Raw genomic sequence first — 9128 nt, forward strand, 5'->3', positions numbered from 1 at the left:
GCTTCTATGTCCTGGACGGGTTCCTGCGCCCGGTGCCGCCGGGTGTGGTGGGTGAGTTGTATGTCGCGGGCGTGCAGCTGGCACGGGGGTATGTGGGTCAGCCGGGGCTGACGGGTGAGCGGTTCGTGGCGTGTCCGTTCGGTGGTGCGGGTGAGCGGATGTATCGCACGGGTGACCGGGCCCGCTGGACGGCGGAGGGGCAGGTGGTGTTTGCGGGGCGTGCGGATGACCAGGTGAAGATCCGTGGTTTCCGGATCGAGCCGGGCGAAGTCCAGACCGCCCTGTCGGTTCATCCGCAGTTGGCGCAGGTGGCGGTGGTGGCCCGCGAGGACGCTCCGGGTGATGTCCGGCTGATCGCTTACGTGGTCGCTGACGATGAGGACACCGATCCGGCCGTGCTGGTGGCGTCGGTGCGTGGTTTTGCGGGGGAGCGGCTGGCGGACCATATGGTGCCGTCCGCGGTGGTGGTGCTGGAGGCGTTGCCGTTGACGGGTAGCGGCAAGCTCGACCGCGGGGCTCTTCCGGCTCCTGATTATGCGGGTGTGGCTGCTCGTTCGAGTCGGGGGCCGGCGGGCGTTCGGGAGGAGATCCTGTGCGGTGCGTTCGCGGAGATTCTGGGGCTGCCGAGTGTGGGGGTCGATGACGACTTCTTCGAGCTGGGTGGGCACTCGCTGCTGGCGACGCGGCTGGTGAGCCGGATCCGTACGGTGCTCGGTGTCGAAATGGAGATCAGGACGCTCTTCGACGCGCCGACTCCGGCGGGTGTGGCCGCCAGGTTGGCGGCCGGGGCGGACTCGGCCCGTGCCGCGCTCGTGAGGAGGGAGCGGCCGGAGCGGCTGCCGCTGTCGTACGGGCAGCGCCGGCTGTGGTTCATCGGCCAGTTGGAGGGCCCGAGCCAGACCTACAACAGCCCCATCGTGGTCCGCCTCGCCGGCCGACTGGACCGGCAGGCGCTGACCGACGCCCTGCGGGACGTGATGGTGCGCCATGAGTCCCTGCGCACGGTCTTCTGGGTAGCGGACGGCGAACCGTACCAGCATGTCCTCGGCATGGATGAAATCTCCTGGGAGCTGCCCACCGACCGGCTCGCCGCGGCCGAACTGCCCGACGAGCTAGCCCGGATCGCCGCGTACGCCTTCGACCTCGAGACCGAGGTTCCGTTGAAGGCGTGGCTCTTCGAGACCGGTCCCGAGGAACACGTACTCGCACTGGTGGTGCACCACATCGCGGGTGACGGCTGGTCGACTGCGCCCCTGGCACGCGATATGTCAATGGCGTACGCGGCGCGGTACGAGGGCCGAGTGCCCGAGTGGGATCCGCTGCCGGTGCAGTACGCGGACTACGCCCTGTGGCAGCGTGAGCTGCTGGGGTCCGAGGAGGACCCAGAGAGCAGGATGTCGCGGCAGGTCGAGCACTGGCGCGGTGCGCTGGCGGGCGTACCGGAGGAGTTGGGGCTTCCGTTCGACCGGCCCCGTCCGGTGATCGCCTCGCACCGGGGGTTCTCGGCCGCGTTCGAGATGCCCGCGGAGTTGCACACGCGGATGCTGGCAGTAGCCCGTGCCGAGGGTGTGACGGTGTTCATGGTGTTGCAGGCGGCGTTGGCGGTGACGTTGCACCGGCTGGGTGCGGGGACGGATATTCCGATCGGGTCGGCGATCGCCGGGCGGACGGACGAGGCCCTGGACGAGCTGGTCGGCTGTTTCGTGAACACGTTGGTGGTGCGCACGGACCTCTCCGGTGATCCGTCGTTCGGCGAGTTGCTGCAGCGGGTGCGGGAGACGGTTCTGCAGGCGTACGAGCATCAGGATGTGCCGTTCGAGCGGCTGGTGGAGGAGCTGGCGCCGACCCGTTCGCTGGCCCGGCACCCGCTCTTCCAGGTCGTCCTCACCATGCACAACACCGCCGAAGCCACCGTGGTGCTGCCCGGCCTCGACGTCGAACTGCTCCCGACCGACCGTCCGGCGGCGAAGTTCGACCTGGACGTGATGGTCGGCGAGACGTACGACACCGACGGAGCACCCGCGGGTGTGCGCGGTGCCGTGACGGTCGCGACCGACCTCTTCGACACCGAGGCCGCTCAGGCGATCGCTGACCGCTGGGTCAGGGTGCTGGACCAGCTGCTGGCGGAGCCCGAGCAGCGGCTGTCGGTGGTGGATGTCATTGATCCGGTGGAGCGTCGGCGGGTGTTGGTGGAGTGGAACGACACCCACATGCCGGTGGCTTCGGGTTCGTCGGTGCTGGGGTTGTTCGCGGCGCAGGTGGCGCGGATTCCGGATGCGGTGGCGGTGGTGCAGGCGGGTGTGCGGGTGTCGTACTCCGAGTTGGAGGTGCGGGCGAATCGGCTGGCGCATTTCCTGCGGGTGCAGGGGGTGGGTGCGGAGTCGGTGGTGGGTCTGTGTCTGCCACGCGGGGTGGAGATGCTGGTCGGGATCCTCGCGGTGTGGAAGGCGGGCGCGGGGTATCTGCCGCTGGATCCGGGTCAGCCTGCGGAGCGGATCGCGTTCCAGTTGCGGGACAGCCGTGCGGTGTTGACATTGACGACGGAGGAGATCCTGGACGGTCTTCCGGCGGGCCGGCATCGTCTGGTGGCGGTGGACGACACCGTCGTGGCGATGCAGATCGAGGCCGCTCCGGTGACGGCGCCTGTGGTGGAGGTGCGGGCGGGGCAGGTGGCGTATGTGATCTATACGTCGGGGTCGACGGGGCGGCCGAAGGGTGTGGTGGTCACTCATGGCGGGCTGGTCAACTACGTGTCGTCGGTGCCGGCCCGCATCGGATTCGGGAGCCCGCACGGCCGGTTCGCGGTGTTGCAGGGGCAGGCGACGGACCTCGGCAACACCACGGTCTTCGCGAGCCTGGTGGGCGGGGGTGAGCTGCATTTCCTGGAGGAGGAGGCGGTCACCGACCCGGCGGCGGTGCGCGGATATCTCACCGGGCACGGCATCGACTGCCTGAAGGCGGTGCCCTCACACGTGGCCGCGCTCGGCGCGGAGGCGGTGGAGTCGGTGGAATCGTTGGTGCTCGGTGGTGAGGCCGCCCCGGCAGGTCTGGTGAGCGAGCTTCTCGGCTCTGGTGGGGGCCGGTCGGTGTTCAACCATTACGGTCCGACGGAGACCACGATCGGTGTGGCCACTACCGTGCTGACGGCGGCGCAGGCCGCTGCTGGTGTGGTGCCGGTGGGCAGGCCGGTGGCGAACACCCGCTTCTATGTCCTGGACGGATTCCTGCGGCCGGTGCCGCCGGGTGTGGTGGGTGAGTTGTATGTCGCGGGTGTGCAGCTGGCGCGGGGGTATGTGGGTCAGCCGGGGCTGACGGGTGAGCGGTTCGTGGCGTGTCCGTTCGGTGGTGCGGGTGAGCGGATGTATCGCACCGGGGACCGGGCCCGCTGGACGGCGGAGGGGCAGGTGGTGTTTGCGGGGCGTGCGGATGATCAGGTGAAGATCCGTGGTTTCCGGATCGAGCCGGGCGAAGTCCAGGCGGCCCTGTCGGTTCATCCGCAGCTGGCGCAGGTGGCGGTGGTGGCCCGCGAGGACGCTCCGGGTGATGTCCGGCTGATCGCTTACGTGGTCGCTGACGACGAGGACACCGATCCGGCCGTGCTGGTGGCGTCGGTGCGTGGTTTTGCGGGGGAGCGGCTGGCGGACCATATGGTGCCGTCCGCGGTGGTGGTGCTGGAGGCGTTGCCGTTGACGGGTAGCGGCAAGCTCGACCGCGGGGCTCTTCCGGCTCCTGATTATGCGGGTGTGTCGGTGGTGGGTGGCCGGGCGCCGGGGTCGGTGCAGGAGGAGATCCTGTGCCAGGCCTTCGCGCAGGTCCTGGGCGTGCCTGTGGTGGGGGTCGATGACGACTTCTTCGTGCTGGGTGGTCATTCGTTGCTGGCGGTGTCGTTGGTGGAGCGGTTGCGTGGGCGGGGGGTGTCGGTGTCGGTGCGGGCGTTGTTCCAGACGCCGACGCCGGCCGGTCTGGCCGCGGTCGCGGCTCCGGAACCGGTGGAGGTGCCGGCGAACGGGATCCCGGACGGCGCGGACCGTCTCTCCCCCGACATGCTCCCCCTGGTGGAACTGTCGGCCGCGGAGGTCGAACGCATCGTCGAGCGGATACCGGGCGGCGCCGCGAACATCGCGGACATCTACCCCCTCGCCCCCCTCCAGGAAGGCATCCTCTTCCACCACCTGATGTCCGGTCAGGACAGCGGAGACGTGTATGTCCTGCCGATCGTGCTCGCGATGGATACCCGAGAGCGGCTGGACGCGTTCCTGGAGGCGCTGCAGCAGGTGGTGAACCGGCACGACATCTACCGCACGGCCGTCCTCTGGGAGGACCTGGGCGAGCCGGTCCAGGTGGTGCTGCGGGAGGTGGATCTGCCTGTCGAGGAGTTCGTTCCTGATCCCGAAGGCGGCAACACCGTACGGCAGTTGCTGGCGCATGCCGGAGGCTGGATGGATCTGCGCAGCGCCCCGCTGATCCGGGCGCATGTCGCCGCCGAGCCGGGCGGCGACCGGTGGGTGTGCCTGGTGCGCATCCACCAGACCGTCCGGGACCACACGAGTCAGGAGGCACTGCTGCGCGAGCTCGGGGCGTTCCTCTCCGGACAGGGCGACTCGCTGCCCGCGGCCCTTCCGTTCCGCGGCTTTGTGACCCAGGCGCGGTGGGGCGTGGCGCGGGAGGATCACGAGCGCTACTTCTCGGGGCTGCTCGGCGACCTTCACGAGACGACGGCTCCCTACGGGCTGCTCGACGTGCACGGCGATGGCAGTGACGCGGACCGCGCGCGCTGGTCCGTCGGCGAGGACGTGGCCGGTCGGCTGCGGAGCACGGCGCGCAAGCTCGGTGTGAGCCCGGCCACCGTGTTCCATCTGGCGTGGGCCCGGGTCCTCGCGGCCGTCAGCGGACGGGACGACGTGGTCTTCGGCACCGTGCTGTTCGGGCGGATGAACGCCGGTGCGGGCGCCGATCGCGTCCAGGGTCCCCTCATCAACACGCTGCCGGTGCGTGTCCGTGTCGGATCGGCGACGGTGGCGGACGTACTGGTCGGTGTGCGGGACCAGCTCGCGGAGTTGCTGGTGCACGAGCACGCGCCGCTGGCGCTCGTCCAACGGGCCAGCGGCGTGCCGGGCGGCAGCCCGCTCTTCACCTCGATCTTCAACTACCGGCACCACCAGGCCGCCGGGGAGGCGCCGCAGCGCGACAGCGCGACCGTACTCGAGGGCGTCAGCACTCTGCTCACCAGGGAACGCACCAACTACCCGGTGGCCGTGGCGGTGGACGACCACGGCTCCGGCTTCTCCCTGACCGTGGACGCGGTGGCCTCGGTGGACGCCGAAGCCGTCTGCGCCATGCTGCACACCTGTGTGGACAACCTGGTGGCCGCGCTGGAGACGGCGCCGGACACCCGGTTCGCGGCGGTCGAGGTGCTGCCGGGGCGCGAGTTGCAGCGGATGCTGGAGGAGTGGAACGCCACGGATGTGCCGGTGGCGGCCCGTATGGCGCAGGAGCTGTTCCAGGCGCAGGTGGCCAGGACTCCCGACGCGGTCGCGGTGGCGGCCGGGGAGAGCAGGCTGTCGTATGCGGAGCTGGACACGCGGGCGAACCGCCTGGCGCACTGCCTGCGGGAGTACGGGGTCGGTGCGGAGTCCGTGGTGGGGCTCGCCCTGCCGCGGGGCGTGGCGGCCATAGCCGCGATCCTGGCCGTGTGGAAGGCGGGAGCGGCGTACCTGCCGCTGGACCCGGAGTATCCCGCCGAGCGGCTGGAGTTCATGCTCACGGACAGCGGAGCCGACGTCGTCGTCGGGCAGAGCGGGCTGACACGGCGGGTCGCCGTGCCGGGGCTCCCGGTGCTGGACCTGGACGACCCGGAGGTGGTGGCCGCCCTGGAGGCCGCGCCGGAGACCGCCCCGGCGGTGACCGGCGTGCCCGGCCAGACGGCCTATGTGATCTACACGTCGGGTTCGACGGGGCGGCCCAAGGGCGTAGCGGTGTCGCACGCCGGGCTGGCGGGCCTGGCGGCCGCACAGGTGGAGCGGTTCGCCGTAGCGGAATCCAGCCGCCTGCTGCAGTTCGCGTCGCTGAGCTTCGACGCGGCCGTCTCGGATGTGGTGGTGGCGCTGTCGTGCGGTGCGTGTCTGGTCGTGGCGGCAGCGGAGGAACTGCTGCCCGGAGCGGGTCTGGCCCAGGTACTGGCTCGGCACGGGGTGACACATGTGACGCTGCCGCCGGCGGTGCTGGCGGAGCTCTCGCCGGAGGACCTGGCGTCCGTGACGACCCTGGTGTCGGCGGGTGAGGCGCTGGCCGCACCGCTGGTGGAGCGCTGGGCGCCGGGGCGCAGGCTGATCAACGCGTACGGGCCGACGGAGACCACCGTCTGCGCGACGATGTCGCAGCCGCTGGCGGTGCACGACAGGCCGGACATCGGCGGCCCGATCCGTGGCGTCCGGGCATTCGTCCTGGACGGGCGGCTGGCCCCCGCGCCGGTCGGCGTGATGGGCGACCTGTATGTGGCGGGCCCCAACCTGGCCCGCGGATATGTGGGACGTGCGGACCTGACGGCCGAACGGTTCGTGGCCTGCCCGTACGCGGGTGCGGGCGAGCGCATGTACCGGACGGGCGACCGGGTGCGTTGGACGGCCGAGGGCCGGCTGGAGTTCGCCGGGCGGGCGGATGCGCAGGTCAAGGTCCGCGGCTTCCGGATCGAGCCCGAGGAGATCGCGTCCGCACTGGTCGGCCATCCCGCGCTGGCCCAGGCCGCGGTGATGGTCCGGGCGGACGCCGCGGGCGACGGGCGGCTGGTCGCCTATGTCGTCCCGGCAGGCGTCCGGGTGGACATCGAGGACGGTGCGCTACGTCGGACGGTGCTGGACCACGTCGCGCAGACGCTGCCGCAGTACATGGTCCCGCAGGCGGTCGTGGTGCTGGACGCGCTGCCGCTGACGGTCAACGGCAAGCTGGACCGTGCGGCGCTGCCGGAGCCGGACGTCGCAGCGGCGGCGGGCACCGGCCGGCCGCCGGCCACGGAGCAGGAGCGGATTCTCTGCGAGGTGTTCGCCCGGGTGCTGGGCGTGCCCGTGGTGGGACCGGAGGACGACTTCTTCGCCCTCGGCGGGCATTCGCTGCTGGCCACCCGCCTGGTCAGCCGCGTGCGCACGGCGCTGGGCGTGGAGCTGCCGATCCGGATGGTCTTCACGGCGCCGACCCCGGCCGCACTCGCGGCCTGGCTCGTCGACCAGGGCCCCCAGCAGCAGACCGCGAGGCCCACGCTGCGGCGCATGCGATGACCTGAGAGCGCGACGGTGTGCCATGGGACGTCAGGGCGGCGGTGCGGTCAGCGGCGGGGGCACCGTCGCGCCCTGGTATGTCATGGTCTTGAAGGCCTTCGAGTCGAAGGCATGCCGGTGTACAGTGAGGGATGCCCTTGACCTGCACAAAGCAGGCAGGGAGCCGTCTTCCAGGAGTCCAAAGTGCTGCGTACTCTCTTCAAGTCCAAGATCCACCGAGCCACCGTCACCCAGGCCGACCTGCACTACGTGGGATCGGTGACCATCGACGCCGATCTGCTGGACGCCGCCGATCTGCTGCCCGGTGAGCTGGTCCACATCGTCGACGTCACCAATGGCGCGCGGCTGGAGACGTACGTCATCGAGGGTGAGCGCGGCTCGGGGGTCGTCGGGATCAACGGGGCAGCGGCCCATCTCGTGCACCCCGGAGACCTGGTGATCATCATCAGTTACGCTCAGGTCACCGACGCCGAGGCGCGAGCCCTGAAGCCCCGGGTCGTGCATGTGGACCGCGACAACCGGATCGTGGCCCTGGGCGCCGATCCGGCGGAACCGGTGCCGGGGTCGGACCAGGAGCGCAGCCCGCAGGCCGTGTCCGCCTGACCACCGCATCAGCCCCAGGAGTGCCCGTGAGCGACATCAGCATCCGCGACGACCGGCCGGCCGGCCGCCTCGAAGCGCTCGGTGAGGACGGCGAAGTCGTCGGCCGTATCGAGTACTTCGTCCTGGAGTCGCCCGCGCCCGCCCTGGTTCCGGTGCACACGATCGTCGAGCCGGCCCACGAGGGCAAGGGCATCGCCGGCTCCCTGGCCCGCGAGCTGTACGCCATCTCCGGCCGCGAGGGTGTTCCCGTCGCCCCGCTCTGCCCGTACGTCGTGAAGTGGGCCGAGCGTCACCCCGAGGAGGCCCCGGCTGCCGACCCCGCGCTGCTGACCGCCGCCAAGAACTGGCTGCGTGCCCACCCCGGCCGGTTCTGAGCGCCGCCGATGCTCGCCCTTCTGCACACCTCACCCGTCCACGTGCCCGTCTTCGACGCCCTGCGCGACCAGGCCCACGCGGGCCTGGAGCTACGGCATTTCGTCGACGAGGACCTGCTGACCCGCGCGCGGGCCCAGGGACCCGACGCGGTCGCCGACGACGTACGGGCCGTGCTCGCGCGTGCCGTCGCCGAGGGGGCGGGGGCGGTGCTGTGCACCTGCTCGACCCTCGGCGCGGTCGCGGAGACCGTCGCGCGGTCGGCCGCGGCCGGGGTTCCGGTGCTGCGCGTCGACCGTCCGATGGCCGCCGCCGCGGTGGCCGCGGGCCCGCGTGTCGTGGTGCTGGCCGCCCTGGAGAGCACCCTCGGCCCCACCGCGGAGCTGGTCGCGGAGGAAGCCGCCCGCGCGGGCCGTCCCGTCGCCGTCCGCACGCTGCTCGTCGACGGCGCCTGGGACCGTTTCGAGGCCGGTGACACCGACGGCTACGTCCGCCTCGTCGTCGCCGCCGCCGACACGGTCACCGCCACCGATGCCGACGCGATCGTGCTGGCCCAGGCATCCATGGCCCCCGCCCAGCACCTCACCACCACACCGGTGCCGGTGCTGAGCAGTCCGGCGCCGGGCCTGGCCGCGGGCGCCGAGGCGGCGCGGGGCCACTGACCGCGTGCTGGGACCCGGCCGGGCGCACCCTGTGCCACCACCGGGTGACTGCGCGCGCCGCCGTCGGGTAGGCGGGGGAGTAGTCCAGAGCCAAGCTCATCCCTGGCCGGAGGACATGATGACGAACCCGTACCCCGACCCCGTCCAGCCACCGCCGACGCCGGGTCCCGACCCGTACCCCAGCCCGGTCCCGAACCCCCAGCCACCCCCGGGACCGGAC

The 9128-nt window shown here is 71.5% G+C and carries 4 protein-coding genes; all 4 read left to right on the top strand.

All coding sequences use genetic code 11. The annotated features are described in order from the left end of the window. A partial coding sequence (locus BZL64_RS28055) for a non-ribosomal peptide synthetase (protein WP_143663331.1) occupies positions 1-7271 on the top strand: 7271 nt, incomplete at its 5' end. Positions 7272-7454: 183 nt separating this feature from the next. Further along, complete coding sequence (gene panD, locus BZL64_RS28060; RefSeq protein WP_086771973.1) at positions 7455-7874, top strand: aspartate 1-decarboxylase; 420 nt, start codon at positions 7455-7457, stop codon at positions 7872-7874. Positions 7875-7900: 26 nt separating this feature from the next. Beyond that, on the top strand, positions 7901-8248 hold the full coding sequence (locus BZL64_RS28065) for a GNAT family N-acetyltransferase (RefSeq protein ID WP_086771974.1): 348 nt from the start codon (positions 7901-7903) through the stop codon (positions 8246-8248). A 9-nt stretch (positions 8249-8257) separates the two neighbouring features. Further along, complete coding sequence (locus BZL64_RS28070) at positions 8258-8908, top strand: aspartate/glutamate racemase family protein (RefSeq protein WP_086771975.1); 651 nt, start codon at positions 8258-8260, stop codon at positions 8906-8908. The last annotated feature ends 220 nt before the right edge of the window (positions 8909-9128 follow it).

It is taken from the genome of Streptomyces bobili, from assembly GCF_002154575.1.
Lineage (GTDB): Bacteria > Actinomycetota > Actinomycetes > Streptomycetales > Streptomycetaceae > Streptomyces > Streptomyces bobili.